This window comes from Bacillus sp. 22-7 (assembly GCF_010628845.1).
Lineage (GTDB): Bacteria > Bacillota > Bacilli > Bacillales > Cytobacillaceae > Cytobacillus > Cytobacillus firmus_B.
The window spans coordinates 46,334-69,551 of the sequence record NZ_NJQY01000025.1 but is presented as its reverse complement, the minus strand read 5'-3'; the positions used below and the strand labels follow the sequence as shown (position 1 = coordinate 69,551).

The window sequence follows — 23,218 nt, the reverse complement described above, 5'->3', positions numbered from 1 at the left end:
ACCTGATGGGTGCTCTTTTTTATGTGTAAAGCTAGATTAACTCCGAACTTGCCAGTAATACCAATTTAACTGCAACCCAGTTCAAAGACACCTTGTCCGAATGGATGGAATATGTATTTAAAACAAAAGTTTATAAGCCTGCAATCCAAAATATATACCAAAGCCAATCAAAGATATTCCAGATACAACTGAAATAATAGCGAGAATCTTTCCGGTTAAAAATCTTCTAAAGCTGCTGGCGACGGCTGCCATAGTTACATCCCAGAGAAGAAGGCCTGTAAAAATCGCTCCACTGTATAAAATAACTGGGGCCTTGTCATACTCAGCTGCTGTTTTTGCAAGGATGGAACCATAGATGCCGAGCCAAAACAGTATGGTTAAAGGATTAGACAATGACATGAGTAAGCCTGACATAAAGGATTTCGCTTTAGATTCATTTTTGGTTCTGACGCTTGACATTACTTTGCCCGCGCTTATTATGGTTTCCACACCTGTATATACCAGGACAAAAAATCCAAAGCACCATAAAAAAGCTTTTATAAATGGAATCTCAAGAAAATGTACTACACCCAAATATACGGCTGCCATATAAACTGCATCTGCTGTTATAGCTCCCAGCCCCACAAGCCAGGCGTGGAAAAAACCATTTTTTATCCCTTTATCCAATTGCGCAGCATTTATTGGACCAATTGGCGCTGCAAGCGATAGACCCAAGAAAACATAGCCTAAAAATATGCTCATAAGTGTACACCCCTAACTGCCAAAACCTGTTTGTACAAAGTGTATTCAGAGTATTGGAAGGATAGGACAACTATTTAATCCTTAGCAAGCAGCAGTTTTTGCAATCAGAATGTATTGGCCCAATAAAATAACTTTACTGACAAAGCAAGCATAAATTTCTCAACCATGCAAAAAATAAACTGAAAAAAGCAGAGGAGAGTGTTTCTAATGGATGCAAAGCGAGTGAAGCAAATTCTTTCATCATCAGCAGATATCGAAGTAAGATACAATGGTGCTTCCGTGTGGATCGATAAGCTCAATGAAGATGGGAGAACAGCGACAGTTCATTTACGCGGCCCGCTTGAAGAAAGGTCCGAGGTTGAAATTGGAGAACTGACTGAATTGTAATATGACATTAAGCCGCCATCACTGGCGGCTTTTCGTCTATATATCCTGATTGGAATCAGTTTCTGAACGTTCATTTAAGTACTTATTCTCAGCAGAAGCAAAGTTTACTGACTGCAGGCTAATTTCTTTGTCAATTCCATACAGATCTTTGCCCGTGTCTTCTAGATTTTCATGCCTTCTATCCACATCATCGACCTCCTTTTTAAAGTGTTTCCGTTAGTATAAACAGAGATTTTCAATAACATGAAAGGGAAATTATACTTAAAAAACCGGAAATTATCCCATTTCGAACTCAAAACTTCACATAGGGTACCCGGGTATAATATAATAAATACAAAGGGGGCTGATCAAATGGCTTTTGATTTGGAAAATGAGGATTTATCTGCTGACAGCTGCTGTTCAATTGAATCGGAGCGAAAAAGTCATCATTCAGAAAAAGTTAAGAAGAATTTGACTACCCGATTAAATCGAATTGAAGGGCAAATACGCGGGATCAAAGGACTTATTGACAGAGACGTTTATTGTGATGATATCATAACACAAATTTCAGCAACTCAATCCGCTTTGAATAGCGTAGCCAAGCTATTGCTTGAAGGCCATTTGAAAAGCTGTGTGGTTGAAAGAATCCACGAAGGCGATGAAGAAGTGCTTGATGAATTTTTAATCACAATCCAGAAATTAATGAAAAAATAGCGGGAGGCTGCATTATTATGGAAAACGTAACTTTGAAAGTAAGCGGAATGTCATGCGGACATTGTGTGAAAGCCGTGGAGGGCAGTGTCGGCAAATTAAATGGTGTGGATAAGGTAGCAGTGGACCTTGATAATGGCCAGGTACAGGTTCAATTTGACTCATCTGCAGTTTCACTTGAACAAATCAAAGAAACAATTGACGATCAAGGCTATGATGTAGAGTAATTTAATTGGGAAGGAACGTGTGAATAAAATGCACGTTCTCTTTTTTTACAAATTAAGAAATTTGCCTAATTATATTTGATTGACATATAGGGTAGTGGGGTATAGTATATAAGTGTAAGGTACTTCGTTTAATAAAGGAGTGGGAGTTATGGGTGATGCAGCCCTGAAGGAAGTTCACCTTCCGATATCGGGAATGACATGTGCAGCCTGTTCATCTCGAATTGAGAAGGGGCTAAATAAGCTGGATGGTGTCCAGGAAGCAAGTGTCAATCTTGCATTGGAAAAAGCAGCGATAAAATATAATCCGGATGTAACTTCTGTTGAAGCTTTTGAGAAAAAAATTGAGGATCTCGGTTATGCAGTAGTATTAGAAAAAGCAGAGTTCGAATTGCTGGGGATGACATGCGCAGCCTGCTCCGGAAGAATTGAAAAGGGACTTAATAAACTTCCTGGGGTAAAACAGGCTGTGGTCAATTTGGCTCTTGAAACTGGTACTGTTGAATATAATCCCGAGCAAGTCTCCGTCCAGGAAATGATAAAAAAAGTAGAGAATTTAGGGTATCAGGCAAAAGTAAAAACGGATAAAGACCAAGAGATAGAAGGTTATAGGGAGAAGGAAATCGAGAAGCAAAAAGGCAAATTCGTCTTCTCATTAATTCTTTCCATTCCTTTGTTCTGGTCCATGGTGGGACATTTCGAGTTTACATCCTTTATTTACGTTCCCGATATGTTTATGAGTCCGTGGGTTCAGCTGGCGCTTGCAGCTCCCGTGCAATTTTTTATAGGGAAGCAATTTTATATCGGAGCGTATAAGGCATTAAGAAATAAAAGTGCCAATATGGATGTACTGGTTGCATTGGGTACTTCTGCCGCTTTTTTCTATAGCTTATACCAATCACTGCTATCAATTGGCAGCAATGGACATATGGTGGAGCTCTATTATGAAACAAGTGCCATCCTTATAACATTAATCATTTTAGGCAAGCTGTTTGAAGCGAGGGCTAAGGGGGGTTCTTCCGAAGCAATTAAAAAGCTTATGGGTCTTCAGGCAAAAACAGCAACTGTTTTGAGGGAAGGGGAAGAAATTGAAATTCCTCTTGAAGAAGTAATTGCTGGAGATATCATATATGTAAAACCGGGTGAAAAAATTCCGGTCGATGGTGAGATTATTGAGGGACAGTCAGCATTGGATGAATCCATGCTGACGGGGGAAAGCGTACCTGTTGATAAAACAGCAGGCGACACAGTCATCGGATCCACCCTTAATAAAAATGGCTTCCTGAAAATTAAAGCCACTAAAGTTGGCAAAGATACAGCACTGTCACAGATTATTAAAGTAGTTGAAGAAGCGCAAGGTTCCAAGGCGCCCATACAGCGAATGGCAGACAAAATCTCCGGGATATTCGTTCCGATTGTCGTGAGCATAGCAGTGGTCACATTCCTGGTATGGTATTTATGGGTAAGTCCCGGTAATTTTGCAGAAGCACTAGAAAAATTGATTGCCGTCCTGGTAATTGCATGTCCATGTGCCCTGGGCCTGGCTACGCCAACTTCCATAATGGCAGGTTCTGGCCGGGCAGCGGAATATGGGGTTCTTTTTAAAGGCGGGGAGCACCTGGAGCTTACACATGAAATCACTACTGTCGTTCTTGATAAAACCGGAACCGTAACACACGGCAAACCGGTTTTAACGGAAGTGATTACGGAAGGCAATATTGAAGAAAGGGCATTTCTCCAGCTTGTAGGATCTGCTGAGAAACAGTCTGAGCATCCATTAGCCGAAGCAATTGTAAAAGGAATAAAGGATAAAGGAATCACTCTTTTTAATCCGCAGGAATTTGAAGCTATTCCCGGCTATGGGATTAAAGCAAAAGTGGAAGGTAAAGACCTTCTAGTCGGTACAAGAAGATTAATGGGAAAATACGATATAAATGTCCATTCAGCCAAGCTTGAAATGGAGAAACTTGAGGAAAATGGAAAAACGGCAATGCTAGTTGCAGTCGATGGCCAATACGCAGGTATCGTTGCAGTTGCGGATACAATAAAAGAAACTTCCAGAAATGCAATCAATCGCTTAAAGCAATTGGGGATTGAAGTCATTATGATTACGGGAGATAACAAACGTACGGCTCAGGCAATAGCTGAGGAAGTGGGGATAGACTCTGCAATTGCAGAGGTTCTGCCTGAAGGCAAGGCAGAGGAAGTAAAAAAACTACAAAACCAGGGAAAAAAAGTCGCCATGGTCGGCGATGGCATAAATGATGCCCCTGCACTTGCTGTTGCTGATATAGGAATGACGATTGGAACCGGTACAGACGTTGCGATGGAAGCAGCAGATATTACTCTAATGAGAGGGGATCTAAATAGTATCGCAGACGCCATCCTAATGAGTAAAAAAACCATAAGGAATATCAAACAAAATCTTTTCTGGGCATTTGCATACAATACACTTGGCATCCCAGTAGCTGCATTAGGGTTCCTTGCTCCCTGGCTTGCCGGTGCAGCCATGGCTTTCAGCTCCGTATCTGTCGTTTTAAACGCACTTAGATTACAAAGAGTAAAAGTAAGTGAAAAAAACGTTTAATTGGAAGGAGCAAATATAAATGAAGAAATGGGCAGGTGCAGCGATTGCTTACCTGATGCTTGTAATGGCTGGTTATGCGGCATATGATTCTTTCTTGGCTAAGCCAGAGCCGATACCTCATGATATTGAAATCGAAAATCATGAATAACAAAAGACCGGGCAGAGGGAATCCCCCTCTGCCCATTTTTCGCAGATTAATAATTGTAATTTATTTCTCGATATGATAGAATCGACTACAATATATAGTATGTATTTTCAAAAATTAAAACTACATATAGATCGCGATTGGTGTCCTATATGGACTTAATAGGGAATTCGGTGAAAAACCGAAGCTGTCCCCGCAACTGTAAGTGCAGACGAAAAAAGCATGCCACTGTACAAAACGCTTCATAGCGTTAGTATGGGAAGGGCTTTTAGTAGAGTGAAGCACAAGCCAGGAGACCTGCCAGGGCGATCGAAAGTTTCTTATCTTCGGGGATTGAGATGATGAAACGATCGCGTAATGGCCGCTTGTTCATCTGCTTCCTGCTATTATACTATCGTTTGATCCGCTCATTTTCCGGGCGGATTTTTATTTTGCCTTTAGGAGGAAGTAAGATGGTACAAACCATACAGCCGATAATAATTTTAGAAGAACTTAAGAACGAATTTCCACAGCTCGGCATTGAACAATTGGTAAAAAGGTATGGAGAAATGAGTCAGCTGGGAGGGGAGGCAATGTATGATCAGCTTATACTGGATTGTTTATCTTTTATCAGCATTGAAGAGCCTGATTGGACGTTTGCCGCTTCACGTCTGCTTCTTAAAAAGCTCTATATCGAGTCCGGAAAAAACAGAGAATGCGGGCCGGAATATTGCTACACACATTTTTATACGCTAATTGAACGTCTGACCGCTTTGGGAATTTATGAACAGGAATTACTAGATGTGTATTCAAAGGAAGAAATAAATGAGCTATCCCGTTATATTAAAAAAGAAAATGACCGTTTATTTACATATTTGGGGCTGAAAATGTTGGCAGATCGGTATCTTGCCAGGGACAAACAGAGAAAACTCTATGAGCTTCCACAGGAGCGGTTCATGATCATCAGCATGGTTCTGATGAAAAAGGAGCCTAAGAATAAGCGTCTTAAGCTTGTTAAAGAAGCATACTGGGCAATGAGCGGATTGTATATGACTGTTGCAACTCCGACACTCGCTAATGCAGGGAAAAACTGGGGTCAGCTTTCAAGCTGTTTCATTGAGACCGTTGATGACAGTCTTGATTCCATTTATGACAGTAATACCGATATTGCTTCACTTTCCAAAAATGGCGGAGGAATTGGAGTGTATTTGGGGAAGATCCGCAGCAGAGGCAGTGATATTAAAGGATTTAAGGGAGCATCTTCCGGTGTGATTCCCTGGATGAAGCAGCTGAATAACACAGCCGTCAGTGTCGATCAGCTAGGACAAAGGCAGGGTGCTATAAGCGTCTATCTGGATGTCTGGCATAAAGATATCTTCTCGTTTCTTGATGCAAAGCTTAATAATGGAGATGAAAGGCAGCGGACACATGATTTATTCACAGGTGTCTGCATTCCTGACTTATTTATGGAAAAAGTGGAAAGCCGCGGGTACTGGTATTTATTTGATCCCCATGAAGTCCGCAAGGTAATGGGCTTTTCACTGGAGGATTTTTATGACGAAGGAGAAGGAGAAGGTTCTTTCCGGCAGAAATATAAAGAATGCATTGATAACCCGAATCTATCAAGGGAAAAAGTATCAGCTATCGAGATCATGAAATCCATCATGAGAAGTCAGCTTGAAACCGGGACACCCTTCATGTTCTACCGGGATGAGGTTAATCGGAAAAATGCCAATTCGCATTGCGGAATGATTTATTGTACCAACCTTTGCACTGAGATCGTACAAAACCAAAGTGTTACTAAGAGGGTTGAAGAATATACGAGGGATGGGAAAATAATTATCGAAAAACTGCCGGGAGACTTCGTTGTCTGCAATCTTTCATCCATCAATCTTGCACGGGCCTTAAGTGAAGGAGTCCTTGAAAGGCTTGTGCCCATTCAGGTGCGAATGCTTGATAATGTTATTGATATAAATAGTATTCCGGTTCCTCAGGGGCAGATCACAAATCAAAAGTACCGTGCGATTGGACTGGGGACTTTTGGCTGGCACCACCTTCTTGCACTGAAAAAAATCACATGGGAAAGCGAAGAAGCAGAAGAATTTGCTGACAATCTATATGAACAAATTGCTTTTTTAGCGATAAATAGTTCTATGAATCTGGCAAAAGAGAAAGGAAGCTATTCAGCCTTTAAAGGCTCTGATTGGGAAACGGGTGCCTACTTTGAAAAGCGGGGATATCTGGAGGCAAAGACAGAAATGGACTGGACAGGATTGAGCAGGGATGTGAAGGAATTCGGCATCCGAAACGCCTATCTGTTGGCGGTAGCCCCTAATGCGTCAACTGCATTAATTGCAGGAAGCACACCCAGTATTGATCCTATATTTAACAAGCAGTATTCCGAAGAGAAAAAGGATTATCGAATCCCTGTGACTGCACCTGATATTAACAGTGAGACCATCTGGTACTACAAATCTGCTTATCATATTAACCAGGAGTGGAGCATCAGGCAGAATGCAAACAGACAAAAACACATAGATCAGGCTATTTCATTTAATTTCTATATACCTAACCATATTAAAGCTATCGATCTATTAAATCTGCATCTTTCAGCATGGAAGAATAAATTAAAAACAACTTACTACATCCGTTCAACTTCATCAGAGGTTGAAGACTGCGAATCTTGCTCAAGCTAAAGGAGGACCCTTATGAATACTCTAAAAAAACGCCTGATTATAAATCAATCGGCGCCTAATAAATCCACTTCAATCATTAACGGGGAATGCTCCAATATCCTTAATTGGGATGATGTCCGCTTTTCCTGGGCCTATCCAAAGTATAAAAAAATGCTGGCTAACTTTTGGACGCCTTTTGAAATAAACATGTCACAGGACATTAAGCAATTTCCTCATTTAACAAAAAGTGAACAAGATGCATTTTTGAAGATTATTGGGCTGCTTGCATTGCTGGACAGCATCCAGACGGATTATGCCGGAAAAGTTGCTGATTATATTACCGACTCAAGCATATCAGCACTCATGATCATACTTGCACAGCAGGAGGTGATTCATAATCACTCCTATTCCTATGTTCTATCAAGCCTTGTTCCCAAGCAAAAACAGGATGAGGTTTTTGAATTCTGGCGGACAGAACCTATATTAGCTGAAAGAAATGAATTTGTTGTGAACGGATATAAAGATTTTGCAGAGAATCCAAGTTCTGAGAACCTGCTGAAATCGATTGTATTTGATGTCGTTTTGGAGGGGCTTTTCTTTTATTCAGGTTTTGCATTCTTTTATCACCTGGCAAGAAATCAGAAAATGGTTGCCACCTCAACAATGATAAATTACATCAACCGGGATGAACAAATCCATGTAGATTTGTTTGTTAAAATTTTCAAAGAAATTCTTAAGGAAAATCCGGAACTTAATACTAATGATTTAAGTGAATTCGTCCAGGAGACTTTTAAAAGAGCAGCTGAACTGGAAATTGAATGGGCCAGCGATGTGATCGGCAGCAAAACAGAAGGCATTCTGCTGTCTGACGTTGAAGCTTATATCAAATTCTATGCAAATGTCCGCTGCAATCAGCTGGGATTTGAACGGCCATTCGAAGGATATAGGACCAATCCTCTCCGCTGGATAGTAGCTTATGAGGAGGTTGACCAAGGAAAGTCTGATTTCTTTGAACAAAAATCGCGGCAATATACAAAAGTTCAAATAGATAATGGGTTTGACGAATTATAGAATAGAATTTACTAAAAAAGATTCTGCCCCGGGGCAGAATCTTTTTTTTATCGCAGTCTAACGGGCAGTAAGATCAGAAAAATAAATGGAGGATAAGTGTGTGGCAAACTGCCCAATCTAGCTGCCGCTCCTAGGGGCTTGAGGTCATAAGCCAATCAGCTGATGGGAAAAAGCACTTCCCGCCATCTGCTCGTCTTATGCTTGTCACCCCTGGGCAAGTCGTCTCGCTTTATAATGTAAGGGGCCGAAATAAGGACAAAGACTAAGAACGCTACGTCCTCCCAAAAGCTGTCGCATTTGGTCGTGCGATGCTCATGCTGCCGAAGCCTTCCTTGTCCTGTGGGCCTCAACTTACAAACAATCAGCGGGGTATAAAGGAACCCCCGCTGGTTGAAGTTTCACTTTATCAGGAGTATACCGGCTCCCCGGCTGCGAAATCAATTTCAAAACCCAAATCCTTCAGCATTTTATGATCAGCTGTGCTTTCCTGACCAGCGGTAGTTAAGTAATCTCCTACGAAAATGGAATTGGCCGGATATAATCCAAGCGGCTGCAGGCTCCTGAGATTCACTTCTCTGCCCCCGGATATTCTGATTTCCTTTGATGGATTAATAAAACGCATGAGACAAAGCACTTTCAGGCAATAGCGCGGATTCAGCTCATCCGTTCCTTCTAATGGCGTTCCATCAATGGCATGAAGAAAATTAACCGGAATTGAGTCGGCATCAAGCACCTTTAAGCTTCTTGCCATCGCTATGACATCTTCTTTGGTTTCCTTCATGCCGATGATAACACCGGAGCATGGTGAGATGCCTGCCTCCTTTATTAATTGGACAGTATTGACTCTGTCTCGATATGTATGGGATGTAGTAATGTTCCCATGATGATTTTCAGAGGTATTAATATTGTGATTGTAGCGGTCTACTCCCGCTTCCTTCAGCTTCTCAGCCTGTTCAGGCTTCAGAAGTCCAAGGCAGGCGCAGACCTTCATATTGTAGTGATCCTTTATCTCTTTAACAGCAGATACAACTTCATTTATCTCTTTGTTGCTTGGGCCCCTGCCGCTTGCAACGATACAATATGTTCCAACATTAAGCTGTTGTGCCTGTTTAGCTCCCTGTATGATAGAGTCCTTATCCATCATCCGGTATTTTTCAATAGGTGCAGTTGAGATGCTGGATTGTGAACAATAGCCACAGTTCTCAGGGCATAATCCGGATTTTGTATTTATAATCATGTTTAATTTAACTTTATTCCCGTAATGATGATGACGGATTTTATAGGCACTGTGCAATAAATCCAGAAGCTCATCATCAGGGCAATTTAATATGGACATTGCCTCCGAGTCTGTCAATTCATGTCCTTCCAATACATTTAGAGCTAATCTTCGATAATCCATATGAATCCTCCTTTATACTATTAGTTAAGCTGCCCGGTTCATTTTTCTGAACTGACTGCGGGCAAATACTCTATGCTCCAGTCGATATGCCATTAACCCGGCAAATACAGAGAGAATAATGTCCTTTGGAAGAGGGACCGCCATCCATAGCCATGCCATTTGATAGGAAAATCCTTCAGGCGCTGTAAACCAGAGCTTATAAGCCAAGTACATCCAATTTGTCCCAAATAGATAATTGATCGCCATTCCAATTAGAGCTGCTGTTATATATACCGGGACTGATTTTTTCTTTTCAATTATTTTCCCGGTGACATACGCTGTTAGAATGAACGAAAGGATAAAACCGAAAGTCGGGTTTAGTAATGAAGCAAAACCGCCGCCGAATTTTGAAAAGACCGGGGCCCCTGCAAGCCCGACGAAAGCATAGACAGCCATTGTAATAGCTCCCAATCGGCTTCCTAAAATAGCCCCTGCCAAAATGGCAAAAAAGGTCTGTAAAGTAATGGGCACTCCTCCGATTACCAAAAATGGCACAAATGAAGTGATGTTTGCCCCAACCGCCATCAGGGCAACAAACATACCTGCCAATGTTAAATCAATTGTCCTCAAACCTGTCTTCATAAAAAGCCTCCTGCTAGATTTATATTTATACAATTTAGAATAATAGCAGCAGATAACAATTGTCAACCAAATTATAAATAGGGTTTACATATATGTCATGTTAAAGATGGTATCGGAGGGAAGGGAGGATAACTTACGAAGAGGCTGGGTGGCTTGATTTTTCCTAATTAAATAGCCGCCGGCAATTCGCCAGCGGCTATATTGAGGTATTAATTATTGCCTTTTGTTTTTTTTCGAACCACATCAAAAAGTCCGGAACCAATAATATCAAGGGCTGATTGCATTCTTTCTTCAGAGATATTATCTTCAATTGTATCCTGCGGTGTATGGTATACCTTTTCAATATGATAAACAAGCGGATCCCAGCTGTCTATTCCCATCCAGATGAAAAGGGCCGCAGGAATGCCGGCATTATGAAAAGGCACATGGTCACTTGATCCGAATTTGCCTGGGAGAATGTCCGAATTGCCTAGGCGTGCACCAGCTTCACCAGTTGAAGAAGTTACAATGTTTTGGCTGCCGTCTGGTGTCATGGCATATAGGTTTGTCGCCTTGTCATAATTTGTAGCAACCATATCAGGAACAAAAACAGCCTCTATCTGATCTTTTTGTGTCTCTGTTAACTGATCTACATAATATCTTGCTCCTAAAAGTCCGCGCTCCTCAGATCCAAATGCAATGAATTTGAGGGTTTTGTCTGTATTATAACCTTTATAAACTCTGGCTAGCTCAAGCATTAACCCTACCCCGGAAGCATTATCATTCGCACCAGGAGCACCCACTACACTATCATGATGGGCACCTAGTATAACTTCTTTTGTATCTTTATCTTTTGATTTTGCTTCCTTTGTTGCAATTACATTTACCGATTTAAGATCATTATAATGCTTTGCTGTCAGGGAGAGCTCAACTGCACCTTGCTCCATTTGTTCCTTAAGCCATTCACCATGAATATAGGAAGCCCCGAAAATCGGAATATCATATTTTGCAGTAAGGTTGGGATTAAAAGTTTGTCCGTAATTGCCGCGGCTTCCAACGAGGCTTTGCAGAATTACACCTGCTGCTCCTGCCTCGACTGCTTTGTCTATCTGCTCACGGTATCCGGCTGTAGTATCTGCGCGTGCCAGCAGTACAATTTTACCTTCGGCTCCCTGGAAATTTTCATTTTCCACATAGACCACTTGAGCATGAACTGGTGCCTCGCTGATTGCTCCATTCGGGGCAACGCCCATTTCCCAAACAGTTCCGTCTCCAAATGCAGCACTGCCTATGTATTGATCTGCTACAGGAAAGTATTGAAATTCGACATCATAACCATAACTCTTAAGTGTATTTGCAATATACTGTGCTGACTTCTTTTCATTTTCTAATCCGCCCGGTCTCGTCCCAATTTTTTCTGAAAGATACCTTACGTGACCAATAGCACGCTCAGCATTTACCCTGGCAATAATCTTCTGATCCTGCGAGTGGGATGAGTTTCCGTTTTCAGTATTTAGCGGGGCAGCATACCCGACTGTCCCAAATGCTAATGAAGCTGCTAGAGCCGCTGCCAGGATACTGGCAGACTTTTGTTTTTTTCTTGACATAATAACCTCCTGAAAATTAGTTTTTTCGATTCCCTAACGATTCCTAGTTTAGTAGATATTGGTATTTTGTGAATAGAGTAATAATTCCTAAGAGGCATACCCATTGTTCCGACATAATCTGCCAAATCTATATGGTAAATGACAAAGTTTCCGGTACATTACTCCTATAATTTATTAGAAGCTGGTGTTTTTAATTTTTCCTGAGAGGGTAAAGTGAAACTGCTCATCAAATAGATGATGTCCACACAATATAAGGAGGTATAAACATGGCAAATAATCATAACAATATTCATAGTGACGAACAGAAACAATATTTTAAGGACCGGGCAGGCACAGATGAAGCGAGATTCCATGTAGTACCGCACGATGAAGAAGGGTGGGCAGTCAAAAAGGAAGGTCAAGACGAGCCTGAGTACACTGCAGATTCGCAGTCAGATGCTGTCGAAGAAGCAAAGCGCATGGCTGAGGAAGCAGGCACAATGGCCATTCTGCATAATGAGGATGGAAAAATTGAAGATCTGTTAAATTATGAAGATAAATAATCTTAAAGAAGGGCATTACCTTAGTGTAGTGCTCTTTTTTGTTATGGAGAAAATGTGATTTTTTTCCTAAAACAAAAAAATTCCGCTTCCCATAAGAAAGCGGTTCAAAAAAGAGACCTTGGACCAAGTTAATTCTTAAATTAAAACAATATATAGTAGCGCTAGATGTCAGAAGAAACTATATATTGTTATTTTAGATTCTAGCATAATAAATCATAGAGAGCAAACTATTATTTTAATATATTTAAAATATTCTAATTATAGGCATAAACAATCAAAAACGCTCAATATATGATTGGTTTTGATTTATTTTGAATGAAAATAATTGATTTTTGCAATCGGTTTCAGTATGATGTAGTCAAGAAGAACAACACACCCAGGGAGGTGATGTTTTGTTAACACCAGAGCGCCACAAATTGATACTGCAGCTTATAAAAGAGAAAGGTGTAGTGAAAATTCAGGATCTCGTTGACATGACAGAAACATCGGAATCCACAATCAGAAGGGACTTGACCCAGCTTGAGGAAGGGAAGTACTTAAAAAGAGTACATGGAGGGGCTGCCAGGCTTCAGGGAAAGCTGCAGGAACCCAGCATGTCTGAGAAGTCATCCAAAAACCTTCAGCAAAAGCGGCAAATCGCCCAATACGCAGCAAACCTTGTTGAAGAGGGGGATTCCATCTATTTGGATGCAGGCTCGACAGTAACTGAAATGATTCCCTTTTTGCCTGCGAAGGAAATTGTGGTTGTAACAAACGGATTAATGCATATCAACGCATTGCTCGAAAGGAATATAAAAACATTTTTAATCGGCGGTTTTGCCAAGGAACAGACAAAAGCCATCATCGGCAGGGGGGCATTGGCGAGCCTGGAAAATTATCGATTTGATAAATGCTTTATGGGGGTTAACGGCATCCATCCTCAATTCGGCTACACCACACCGGATCAGGATGAGGCTATGATTAAGCAAATGGCCATTTCGCTTTCAAGGGAGGCATTCGTGCTTGCCGATGATACGAAGTTTTCAGAAATCGCGTTTGCGAAGATTGCCGATTTGCATACAGCAGCAATTATTACGAATGAGCTGAATGAGGACCAGAAGGAGCCTTATAGCAGCAAAACTACAATAAAGGTCGTGACAGCATGATACACACATTGACGCTAAATCCGTCAGTGGACTACATCGTAGAATTGGATGAAATGATAGTCGGCGGTTTGAACCGCATGCAGAAGGATGCAAAGTTCCCTGGAGGAAAAGGGATAAATGTTTCCAGAGTGCTGAACAGAATGGATGTTGAAAGCAAGGCCTTTGGCTTTGTAGGCGGATTTACAGGAGATTATATTGTTGATTGCTTAAATAAGGATAATATTCAAACTGACTTTGTCCAAGTTGCTGATGACACAAGAATTAATGTAAAGATCAAGACAGAGACAGAAACCGAAATCAATGCCAAAGGGCCGGCCATTTCAGGAAGGAATTTCGAGGATCTTAAAAATAAGATCCGCAGCCTATCAGAAGAAGATTTGCTTGTCCTGGCTGGCAGTATTCCATCAACATTGCCTGAATCAACTTATGAAGAGCTGGTAAGAATTTGTTCAGAAAATGGGACGGCTTTTGTGGTGGATGCAGAGGGAGAATTACTGAAAAAGGTGCTTCCATACAAACCGTTATTAATAAAGCCGAATCACCATGAATTAGGTGAAATATTCAATACAGAATTTACTTCCGCAAGAGAAGTTATCCCATATGGACAGAAACTTGTAGAAATGGGCGCGCAGAATGTAATTGTTTCATTAGCCGGGAAGGGAGCCGTCTTGATTTCTGATGAAACAGCGTATATTTCAAGCGTTCCAAATGGGGAAGTGAAAAGTTCTGTGGGTGCCGGAGATTCCATGGTAGCCGGTTTTCTTGCAGCTTATGAAAAAAACAAAAATATAGAAAAGGCTTTTCAATACAGTGTTGCTTCCGGAAGCGCTACGGCTTTTTCACTTGGTCTTTGCACAAAGGAAAAAGCAGAGGAATTGCTTTCTCAGGTTTCGATTGAAAAGGTCAGCCTAAAAGGGGAGATTTAGGATGAGAATTACAGAATTACTGACAAGAGATACGATTCTGCTCTCATTGAGCGGAACAGGCAAAATGGATGCCATAAATGGATTGGTAAACAAGCTTGATGCAGCCGGAAAGCTTCATGACCGGGACGCCTTCAAGAATGCAATCTTAAAAAGGGAAGAACAAAGCACAACAGGCATAGGTGATGGAATTGCCATTCCTCATGCCAAAACGGGTGCGGTCAAAGAACCTGCTATTGCGTTCGGCAAATCAGAAGAAGGCGTAAATTATGAATCACTTGACGGTCAGCCCGCACACTTATTCTTTATGATCGCAGCCCCGGAAGGAGCAAATAATACACACTTGGAGGCTCTGTCAAGGCTTTCATCGATATTAATGAACGAGGAAGCACGCAAGAAACTTCAGCATGCTGCTTCTGCGGACGAAATTATTGAAATCATTGACAGCTATGACGGGACAGAAGAAGAGGAAGTCCAAAATATTGCAGGCAGCAAACGATTTGTTGTGGCTGTAACAGCTTGCCCAACAGGAATTGCCCATACTTATATGGCAGCTGATTCACTAAAGGCCAAGGCAGCTGAAATGGGTGTTGATATTAAGGTTGAAACCAATGGCTCAAGCGGTGCTAAAAACGTTCTCACACCAGAGGAAATTGCAAATGCAGCAGCAGTTATTGTTGCAGCAGATACAAAGGTTGAAATGGAACGATTCAGTGGAAAGCATGTCCTTGAAACGGCAGTTGCTGAGGGCATCCGGAAACCTCAGGAGCTTATTGAAAAAGCGCTTAAGCAGGATGCTCCTGTATACAAGGGCGGAAGTGCGGACAGCAGCGGGTCCGCTGGGAATCAAAAAGAACAAAAAGCCGGAATTTATAAGCACTTAATGAATGGCGTATCCAACATGCTTCCATTTGTTGTGGGCGGAGGGATCCTGATTGCCATTTCATTTATGTTCGGTTATAAAGCAGCAGATCCTAATGATCCGTCATACCATCCTATCGCTGAAGCACTGATGACGATTGGCGGGGGGAATGCATTTGGATTAATCGTTCCAATCCTTGCGGCGTTCATTGCCATGAGTATTGCGGACCGTCCAGGCTTTGCTGCAGGCGCAGTCGGGGGAATGATGGCAGCTTCTGGAGGCGCAGGATTCCTTGGCGGCATCATTGCCGGCTTCCTTGCAGGTTATGTAGTAGTTGGTTTGAAAAAGGTCTTTGCTGGCCTGCCTTCATCACTTGAAGGAATTAAAACGATTTTGCTCTATCCGCTCTTTGGAATTGCTATCACGGGATTGCTGATGCTTTATGTTGTCAACAAACCTGTTGGCGCATTAAATTCTGCTATCACCGAGTGGCTTTCAGGTCTTGGTACTGGAAATGCTGTCTTGCTTGGAGCAGTCCTTGGGCTGATGATGGCATTTGATATGGGTGGCCCGGTTAATAAATCGGCATACGTATTTGGTACAGGGCTGCTTGCGAACGGAGTATATGAACCAATGGCCGCAATCATGGCAGCGGGTATGGTTCCGCCTCTTGCCATCGCGCTTGCCACAACTTTATTTAAAAATAGATTTACTAAACAGGAACAGGATGCAGGAAAAGCAAACTACATTATGGGATTTTCGTTTATTACTGAAGGCGCAATCCCATTTGCAGCTGCAGATCCATTACGTGTTATCCCATCCATCATGGCAGGATCTGCCTTGGCAGGTGTCATCTCAATGATGGCTGGAATCGGATTAAGGGCGCCGCACGGCGGAGTCTTTGTCGTCCCTCTAGTCGATGGCCCATGGCTAATTTACCTTGCAGGAATAATAGCAGGTGCTCTTTTGTCCGCTGTCCTTATTGGACTCCTGAAAAAGCCTGCAAATAAATAATGTATGAACCCAAGCCGGTACTCGATGTATCGGCTTTCATTTTTGAAAAATCCTATTAAAATTGATTGAAAAAACTGAAAATAAATGCTTTAATGGAAATAAACTCATTAGTCTATATATTTTTGATATTAAATAAACTATCCAGTCTATTTAAAATGGAGGTGAAAGAGACATGGCCATTATTATTGTAATTAAAAAAGGGAACAAACATAAATAACAATCAAAAATTTAAAAACAAGAAGGAGAGCGGCTATGAAAATAAAAAGACTTTCCCAGTGCACCTTGGAGGAGGCGCTGACAGCTTGGAACAAAGGCTTTGAAGGATATATAGTTCCCATTAAGATGGATCTTCAGGCATTTGTTAACCGAATGATATCTGAGGGTCTTTCTCCTGAAATGTCGATTGTTGTATTTATGCACGGAGAACCTTGCGGAATCATAATGAATGGATTTCGGGAGATTAACCGCAGAAAAATAGCCTGGAACGGAGGTACTGGAATCGCCCCGGAATTCCGTGGAAAAGGTCTCTCTGCAGCAATGATGGAAGAGGTAATTAGCATCTATAGAGCTGAAAGAGCCCACACCGCTGTTCTTGAAGCAATTGAAGAAAATGAGAGAGCGATTAAGCTGTACAAAAAAGCAGGCTATGTGATTACCGATCACTTGCTTTATTTAAACAAGAAGCTTTCGCATAACGAATTGGGCATATTAAAGGAAAACTATCTTTCCATTAAAAGGTTATATCCCGAACAGCTGCAGTCACTTAGCATTTATGACAGCAAAGCTGCCTGGCAATGCCAGTGGCAAAGCGTAAAACACGGAGAAGCTGCTGTGCTATTAAATGACGAGGGGAAAGAGGAGGGCTACATTTTATACAAAAGAATACTGGAAGCGGGAGGACGAACAGACCGAATCATCATCTATCAGTTAAGATTAAATGATGGAAATGATTATGATAAAATGACTGAAGGCATTCTCGCTCATCTGTTTCTGGCTGGGGACGATTCTATTGATTTTACTGCAGTTAATATTTCTGTTTCCAATCCCGCCTCAAAAGCTTTACTTGAATTGGGATTCGAAAAAAAGGCTGGACAGGTAATGATGGAAAAATCGCTTTAGTATATCTGCTTTTCAATTTCCCTCTTTCTCTTAAAAACTAAGTTGCAGATCCATAGTTGAGGTTAGTGCTTAGGCATAATTTCAGCTGGTTTCTGATATGTTTTTATGAGTACGTTTGAAAGGGGAGATACACTTGGCTGCAGGATTTGAAAATGCTGCAAAATTTGAACACGGGTTTTGGCTGCAGATTTTGGGTGATCATGCACGCTTTATACATGATTCGCTATCACCAAATGAAAAAGACAGCATTGAACGGGCAAATTACTTTATACAAACTTTTGATCAGCTGCTGGGAAGGGTTGGAGTGGATAATCTGGAGCAATTGAGCCGGAGGGCGGAACAGGAAGCTAAGAAGCTGCGGGAATTTAAATTGAACCTGATTGAACGTCATTTGACAGGGAAAATATCCATTCATCTTGGTCCGGTTTTTATTAACCATATGGTCAATGAGCTTGAGGAATATATGCTTGTCCTTCAATATTTAAAAAAGGGGGAAGCCCCGCCTGTATTTCATGAGCTCCATCACCATTTAATCTGGCTTCTGGATGCAGCTGGCCATGCAGGTGCCATATCGGACAATATGGAACGTGTTGAGAAGAAAATTAAGAAAATCAGTGATGGCTATACAAAGGATTTTGAAGCATTTTATTTAAAGGCCGTAGAAATGTCCGGCTTCCTTCGGACTAATGTTGAATCATTCCCCGCCCTGCAAAAGTTTAACAGCGATGTTACGCTGGAAATGTCTCTGTTTATGAACTTTCTCAATGAAATTGAGGAGCTTGAATTAAGCAAGGAGGCATTGGGGACATTTGCAGCTTTAATGGCAGATCATATGTACCGTGAAGAATGCTATTACCTCTCAAAGCTTGCCGAGTCTACTCAGTCTGAAAAGCCGAAATGTGACCCGGCCAAACCACGGCTTAAAGAATAATTTCAAAACTGCCATTTTCGGCAGTTTTTTTGCTTACAGAACATGAATCCATGTTTTCCAGGGTAAAGGAATATTAAAAAGGCTGATATCATGGAACTGATTAGATGGAGTTATATGAGGAGAAATCAGGTAAAGGGGTTCTTTGACTGTTTTCCTGAAGCAATCATTATTTTTAAAAGAATAAAAAATTATTATTTTATCCACAGTGCGGAATGGATAGGAAATCCCCAGATAATTGCTAAGCACCAGCTGGAGGAAATGGAATATTTACTTAATCAGGAGATGGGTTTTCTTCATGGCTATCTTCAAAGGAAATCTGCAGATAATAGAGAGAGTAAAATTTGAAAAAATAGGAAAGAAGAATCAATTTATTTAAAATAGAACACATGTTCGACTAAATGGACAAGAATGTGTTATAATAGAGAAGCAATGGGAGTTTCTCAAGGGTGGTCGGCTAGCCCCGTACTGAAAGGGGGTGATGCCTTTTGACAGTTTTCGAATCGATCATGATGATGATTTCTTTTTCTAGTCTGATCATTGCTGTCATGACTTTTAACCATAAAAAATAGACCTCCCTTGATCTGACAATTGAGGGAGAGGTCTACGTCTTTGACAGGCCGATCCCCTAAGGGAACGACTATTGCGAATGACCGTGGGTGCGGCAACACCTGCGGTCGTTTTTTATTCATAATCTTAATTTAAGGATATCATATACGTCTCAAAAAGTCACGGAAATAAGCATATCGCATGATCACTTATAGTATATGCAGATCTGTGCTGAAAATCCATAATGATTCTTAGCCTGGTGTGAAATACTAAAAAGGCATTGTGATATATAGAGGAACAGACATGACAAAGCGCAATATTAAGACTAAATCAGGATTGCAAAGTACAAAGAAAAGTATTAATGAGATGGAGTTCTCAAAAGAGCTTGGTACAGAAAGCAAAAGTGCAAAAAGACAAAACCTGACTGATGTTGGAAATAAAGAATTAACAGAGATGGGGCAGACTAAAACTGCCCCATTTTTTTATGGAGCAGGGAGCAGGAGAGCGAAGAATGTTTGTATAGAAAGGACGATTCGAATGCCGTCATTTATTTATGAGGATACAAAAATTTTTTATGAAACAATGGGCAAGGGTGTGCCGATCATCTTTATACATCCTCCCGCTATGGGGAGAAAGGTATTTTATTATCAAGGCTTACTGGCAGAGCATTTTCAGGTGGTTTTTCCTGATTTAAGCGGGAATGGAGATACCGCTGGCCCGGAAACAACAGTAACTATACAAGGATATGCAGAAGAGATAAAAGCTGTATTAGACCACTTGGATATTGAAAAAGCTGTTATTCTGGGCTATTCATCAGGTGGCATAATTGCTCAGGAGTTTGCCCTCTCATATCCGGAAAGGGCACTTGGTGTCATTCTCTCATGCGGGTTTCCTGAGGTGTTATCAGAAACCTTCAAATATGAGCATATTCTGGGAATGTATTTTGTGAAGCACTTTCCAGGTTTCCTGCGGTATATAATAGCATCGAGCCATACAAATGATAAAAAAGTCAGAGACGAGATTCTGGAGCATATGAAAAAAGCAAATCACACCATGTGGTTTCAATTTTATGATAGATCCCTTCACTATTCCTGCACCGATCGCCTTAGGAACTTAAGTGTCCCCCTTCTCCTTATATATGGCTCAAGAGATTTTGTTAATCAGCATATAAGGAGCTATAGAAGATATGTCAGCTTTCAGGCAGCCATAATCAAAGGCGTTTCCCATCAGGTGCCAACTAAAAAGTGGCAGCTATTCAATCAGGTCGTAACTGGTTTTGTACAGCAGCATTTTAAATAAAGAAATCCGTATCGTCATTGAACGATACGGATTTTTTCAGCTGTCATTTGCGTCAGGTTTGATTGCTAAAATGGCTGCAAGGGCAGCAAGAATGGTTATTCCGCTTAAAATATAAAAGAGCCCTTGATCAGAGTGATTCATAAGAATAGCAATGGCAGGCGGGCCGCCGGCAACCCCGATAAACCGCATTGAACTGTATAGCGAAGTAATGGTTCCACGTTCTTCTTTTGCAATTCCCTCCGTAATCAAAGCGTCCAAAGAAGGCAATGCAACTCCTATGCCAATTCCGGCAAACAGGAACATGCCGATCATAAACCACATATTGTTTGAAAAGCTTAAAATTGCAGTGGCAGCTGCCACAAGTACTGATCCTAAAAATATGATCCATTTCATCAGTATTTTATTTTCTTTTATTTTTTTGCCTGTCAGATAGGATGAAAGGCAGAGTGCGCCAAGCGGGACAGCCAGTAGAAGCCCTTTTTTAACATCTTTAATATCGTATGTTTTTTCAAGTACATCAGATAAGTAAAAAAGTATCCCGAATAGCACAAACATGAGAATGGCGCCAATAAAAAAAATTGCGTAAAGCCATTTTCCATTGTTTTTAAAGGTATCTTTAATATTGCTCCAAAATCTCTTCAGTGGAAGAGGCTCTTCTCTTTTATTTGGCGTTTTAACAAGAAAGAAAACCAGCAGGATTGAAATCGTACAAAAAACCGGAAACGAAAAGAACGGTAAAAACCAAATAAACCCCGCCAGAAACGCCCCGAGTATAGGGGATAGAACTTTTCCGAAAGTATTGGACGTTTCAATCAGGCCAAGGGAGCTGCTGACATCATCGTCATTTTTAAACATATCCCCAACCAAAGGCATCACAATTGGTGCCGCACCGGCTGCCCCAACACCCTGTAATGCCCTCCCGGCTAATATGATCCAATAAGCATCCGCCATTTTCCATGCCGCCCACCCAGAGATCAGTCCGCCGATTCCCGCAATGAGAAGACTTGGAATAATAACTTTTTTACGCCCGATATGATCGGATAAAAAGCCTGCGATTGGAATCAAAATAATGGCTACAATACTGTAAACGGTAATAATCATACTGGATTGGAAAGCAGAAATATGTAGTTTATTTTCCATCGCCGGCAAAACAGGAATCAGCATGGAATTCCCAAGTGTCATAACGAGAGGAATTGAAGAAAGTGAAAGAATGGCCCACTTTTGGTTATGAACATCATCACCTGACTTCTTTTTAGCTTTGGAATTTACAGATTGTAAATTTTCAATATGCTCCATATTTCGACCTTCCTTTTCGTTAATCAAACTAGTCTTAATATGGGCTAATTGCAGGAAAACTAACTAGAAAAACCTCTGTCTTTTTATGGGAAAAATCAAATAATGGAAAAATATGTTTCGATTTACTGAAAAGAAACCGTTAAAATATATAGAGAAGAGAATCTGGTGAGGGGGATTATGTGAAGGAGATTATTGCTTTAAGCATAGGAAAGCCAAAAAAGCACAGCTGGAAAAACACTGTGGAAATTTCGGGTATTGGAAAAGGTAAAATAAACAGTGTGTTTTTAACGAAGGAAGGTTTTCTGGGGGATGGAGTGGCAAACACTGATTTTCATGGCGGCCCAGACCGTGCAGTGTGCCTATATCCCTACGAACATTATGGGATGTGGGAGAAAGAATTTAAAAAGACATTCTCTCCGCCGTCATTTGGTGAAAATATTTGTGCGGGAAATATGCTGGAAAAGGATGTTTTTATCGGTGACACCTTTTCTCTGGGGGAATCGGTCATCCAAATCACTCAGGGGCGGATCCCATGCTCCACAATATCAAAGCATAACGGAGAAGATCGGCTTTTAGGTAGGATTGTGGAAACATGCTTCACAGGCTACTTTTTTAGAGTTCTGAAAGAAGGAACTGTAACAGCAGACAGCGTCCTTAAACTCGAAGAAAGAAAGCAGGAAAGTGTATCGGTTCTGCAGGGGAATTTTATCATGTTCCATGACCGAAGAAACCTTAAAGCAGTAGAAGAACTGCTGCGGATTGAGGAGCTTGCAAGTGTGTGGAGAGAAAAGCTTGAAAAAGCATTATTATAAAAAAATGAAATTTTCCCCTTGACATTTTTCATTTATCGGAATAGTATAATAAGCAATATATCGATCGGCAATGACAAAGAGTAGTAACTGCTGGTGAAGCTAAAGAGAGCTGATGGTTGGTGCAAATCAGTGTGGAAACAGCAGTGAATGGACTTTCGAGCCTCCAAACCGAACCTTTTTTAAGCAGTAGGCTTTGGCGAACGGTCTCATCGTTACAAGGGACAGATATTTAGGCGATTTTCGCTTTGATATCTGTTAAGTGAGCTGATTGATCAGCTAACAAAGGTGGCACCACGGGTTTCTCGTCCTTTTTAGACGGGGAGCCCTTTTTATTTTCACGAAACTTTAATACTTTAAATCGCTAAGCAAGAGGAGTAGATTGATGGAGATCCGTTCAAGAGAGCTGGGGAAAGGTGAGAGCCCGGTACGGAACGTCATTCGAATGGACTTGCGAGAGGCTTCCTGAACGATAGTAGGGAAGCACGGGTTTCCGCCGTTAAAAGGATAGGGTATCGACTTATTTCCGTACCCGAAAAAGGGAGCAGCGTTTTTGCTCTAAAAAGAGGTGGCACCACGTTCACAAGACACGTCCTCTATACCTGCAGCTACTGTGGGTATAGGGGA

At 41.2% G+C, this 23,218-nt stretch carries 22 protein-coding genes, 1 riboswitch and 2 other annotated features; of the genes, 16 read left to right on the top strand and 6 right to left on the bottom strand.

From position 1 onward, the window contains the following. Positions 1–117: 117 nt before the first annotated feature. A complete protein-coding gene (locus tag CE058_RS18025; RefSeq protein WP_163144530.1) occupies positions 118–741 on the bottom strand; it encodes a LysE family transporter in 624 nt (207 codons plus the stop codon). 207 nt (positions 742–948) lie between these two features. On the opposite strand from CE058_RS18025, the gene CE058_RS18020 reads away from it, so the two are divergent. Then, positions 949–1,128 (top strand): H-type small acid-soluble spore protein, encoded by a 180-nt coding sequence (locus CE058_RS18020; protein WP_048011339.1) that lies wholly within the window; start codon positions 949–951, stop codon positions 1,126–1,128. 36 nt (positions 1,129–1,164) lie between these two features. Here CE058_RS18020 and CE058_RS24840 read toward each other — a convergent pair whose 3' ends face one another. After that, positions 1,165–1,314, bottom strand: a complete 150-nt coding sequence (locus tag CE058_RS24840) for a hypothetical protein (protein ID WP_197087756.1) — start codon at positions 1,312–1,314, stop codon at positions 1,165–1,167. Between the two features lie 165 nt (positions 1,315–1,479). Here CE058_RS24840 and CE058_RS18015 point away from each other — a divergent pair, with 165 nt between their 5' ends. The 6 genes from CE058_RS18015 (at position 1,480) to CE058_RS17995 (ending at position 8,499) form a co-directional block, all read left to right on the top strand. After that, positions 1,480–1,821: a metal-sensitive transcriptional regulator gene (locus CE058_RS18015; RefSeq protein ID WP_163144528.1), complete on the top strand. Its 342-nt coding sequence runs from the start codon at positions 1,480–1,482 to the stop codon at positions 1,819–1,821. 17 nt (positions 1,822–1,838) lie between these two features. Next, positions 1,839–2,045, top strand: coding sequence for a copper chaperone CopZ (gene copZ / locus CE058_RS18010; RefSeq protein WP_035329639.1), 207 nt, complete (start codon positions 1,839–1,841; stop codon positions 2,043–2,045). Positions 2,046–2,193: 148 nt separating this feature from the next. After that, entirely contained in the window at positions 2,194–4,629 is a 2,436-nt protein-coding gene (locus CE058_RS18005; RefSeq protein ID WP_163144526.1) for a heavy metal translocating P-type ATPase, read from the top strand. Between the two features lie 19 nt (positions 4,630–4,648). Further along, a complete protein-coding gene (locus CE058_RS25140) occupies positions 4,649–4,777 on the top strand; it encodes a hypothetical protein (protein ID WP_258750812.1) in 129 nt (42 codons plus the stop codon). 121 nt (positions 4,778–4,898) lie between these two features. Next, positions 4,899–5,092, top strand: a riboswitch (cobalamin riboswitch). A gap of 134 nt (positions 5,093–5,226) precedes the next feature. Then, entirely contained in the window at positions 5,227–7,449 is a 2,223-nt protein-coding gene (locus CE058_RS18000; protein ID WP_163144524.1) for a ribonucleoside-diphosphate reductase subunit alpha, read from the top strand. 12 nt (positions 7,450–7,461) lie between these two features. Beyond that, positions 7,462–8,499, top strand: coding sequence for a ribonucleotide-diphosphate reductase subunit beta (locus CE058_RS17995; RefSeq protein ID WP_163144522.1), 1,038 nt, complete (start codon positions 7,462–7,464; stop codon positions 8,497–8,499). A 406-nt stretch (positions 8,500–8,905) separates the two neighbouring features. Here CE058_RS17995 and bioB read toward each other — a convergent pair whose 3' ends face one another. The 3 genes from bioB to CE058_RS17980 form a co-directional block, all read right to left on the bottom strand. Next, the gene (gene bioB, locus CE058_RS17990; RefSeq protein WP_163144520.1) at positions 8,906–9,898 is read right to left on the bottom strand and encodes a biotin synthase BioB; all 993 of its coding nucleotides are present in this window, start codon (positions 9,896–9,898) and stop codon (positions 8,906–8,908) included. A gap of 24 nt (positions 9,899–9,922) precedes the next feature. Further along, positions 9,923–10,519: a biotin transporter BioY gene (locus tag CE058_RS17985; RefSeq protein WP_163144518.1), complete on the bottom strand. Its 597-nt coding sequence runs from the start codon at positions 10,517–10,519 to the stop codon at positions 9,923–9,925. Positions 10,520–10,728: 209 nt separating this feature from the next. After that, complete coding sequence (locus CE058_RS17980) at positions 10,729–12,105, bottom strand: M28 family metallopeptidase (RefSeq protein WP_163144516.1); 1,377 nt, start codon at positions 12,103–12,105, stop codon at positions 10,729–10,731. Positions 12,106–12,371: 266 nt separating this feature from the next. Here CE058_RS17980 and CE058_RS17975 point away from each other — a divergent pair, with 266 nt between their 5' ends. The 8 genes from CE058_RS17975 (at position 12,372) to CE058_RS17945 (ending at position 20,486) form a co-directional block, all read left to right on the top strand. After that, positions 12,372–12,647, top strand: a complete 276-nt coding sequence (locus CE058_RS17975; protein ID WP_163144514.1) for a DUF2188 domain-containing protein — start codon at positions 12,372–12,374, stop codon at positions 12,645–12,647. Positions 12,648–13,039: 392 nt separating this feature from the next. Then, a complete protein-coding gene (locus CE058_RS17970) occupies positions 13,040–13,792 on the top strand; it encodes a DeoR/GlpR family DNA-binding transcription regulator (RefSeq protein ID WP_163144512.1) in 753 nt (250 codons plus the stop codon). Beyond that, the gene (gene pfkB / locus CE058_RS17965) at positions 13,789–14,718 is read left to right on the top strand and encodes a 1-phosphofructokinase (RefSeq protein ID WP_163144510.1); all 930 of its coding nucleotides are present in this window, start codon (positions 13,789–13,791) and stop codon (positions 14,716–14,718) included. Before CE058_RS17970 ends, pfkB begins: the two co-directional genes overlap by 4 nt. 1 nt (position 14,719) lies before the next feature. Beyond that, positions 14,720–16,591, top strand: a complete 1,872-nt coding sequence (locus CE058_RS17960; protein ID WP_163144509.1) for a PTS fructose transporter subunit IIABC — start codon at positions 14,720–14,722, stop codon at positions 16,589–16,591. A 252-nt stretch (positions 16,592–16,843) separates the two neighbouring features. Continuing rightward, on the top strand, positions 16,844–17,710 hold the full coding sequence (locus tag CE058_RS17955; RefSeq protein ID WP_163144507.1) for a GNAT family N-acetyltransferase: 867 nt from the start codon (positions 16,844–16,846) through the stop codon (positions 17,708–17,710). A gap of 133 nt (positions 17,711–17,843) precedes the next feature. Further along, on the top strand, positions 17,844–18,641 hold the full coding sequence (locus tag CE058_RS17950; RefSeq protein ID WP_163144505.1) for a DUF2935 domain-containing protein: 798 nt from the start codon (positions 17,844–17,846) through the stop codon (positions 18,639–18,641). A gap of 485 nt (positions 18,642–19,126) precedes the next feature. Further along, on the top strand, positions 19,127–19,210 hold the full coding sequence (locus CE058_RS25275; protein WP_226280784.1) for a putative holin-like toxin: 84 nt from the start codon (positions 19,127–19,129) through the stop codon (positions 19,208–19,210). Between the two features lie 280 nt (positions 19,211–19,490). Beyond that, positions 19,491–20,486 carry an alpha/beta fold hydrolase gene (locus tag CE058_RS17945; protein WP_286168063.1) on the top strand — a complete coding sequence of 332 codons (996 nt, stop codon included), beginning with the start codon at positions 19,491–19,493 and terminating at the stop codon, positions 20,484–20,486. 36 nt (positions 20,487–20,522) lie between these two features. On the opposite strand, the gene bcbE is transcribed toward CE058_RS17945, so the two are convergent. After that, positions 20,523–21,782, bottom strand: a complete 1,260-nt coding sequence (gene bcbE, locus CE058_RS17940; RefSeq protein ID WP_163144503.1) for a bacillibactin exporter BcbE — start codon at positions 21,780–21,782, stop codon at positions 20,523–20,525. 179 nt (positions 21,783–21,961) lie between these two features. Here bcbE and CE058_RS17935 point away from each other — a divergent pair, with 179 nt between their 5' ends. Further along, positions 21,962–22,594 (top strand): MOSC domain-containing protein, encoded by a 633-nt coding sequence (locus CE058_RS17935; RefSeq protein ID WP_163144501.1) that lies wholly within the window; start codon positions 21,962–21,964, stop codon positions 22,592–22,594. 61 nt (positions 22,595–22,655) lie between these two features. Then, positions 22,656–22,907 (top strand) — a binding site (T-box leader). 39 nt (positions 22,908–22,946) lie between these two features. Then, positions 22,947–23,191 (top strand) — a binding site (T-box leader). The last annotated feature ends 27 nt before the right edge of the window (positions 23,192–23,218 follow it).